The sequence below is a fragment of the Marinifilum sp. D714 genome, from assembly GCF_030851345.1.
Classification (GTDB): Bacteria; Bacteroidota; Bacteroidia; order Bacteroidales; family Marinifilaceae; genus Marinifilum.
Map to the genome: position 1 here is coordinate 1 of NZ_JALPNU010000105.1, position 306 is coordinate 306.

Annotated in this window: 1 protein-coding gene; it reads left to right on the top strand. The window is 45.4% G+C overall.

Annotated elements, in window-relative coordinates; all coding sequences use genetic code 11:
- Positions 1 to 306 (top strand): hypothetical protein (locus M0051_RS19720; protein ID WP_306743283.1); only part of this gene is annotated, 306 nt, incomplete at both ends.

Consider the following 306-nt stretch of genomic DNA (forward strand, 5'->3'; position numbering starts at 1 on the left):
GGATGATGTGGATGTTACTGTTCATCCAAATCCTGTTGTAGACCTTGGTTTAGATCAGGAAACCTGTGCTGGAGGAACTATTACCTTGGATGCCGATAATCCGGGATCAAGCTACCTATGGTCAAATGGGGCAACCACTCAAAGTGTAACCGTAAATGCAAGTGGAAACTATTCAGTAGTAGTAACCGACGCCAATGGTTGTTCAGCAACGGATGATGTGAATGTTACTGTTCATCCAAATCCGGTTGTAGACCTTGGTTTGGACCAGGAAATCTGTGCTGGTGGAACTATTACCTTGGATGCCGG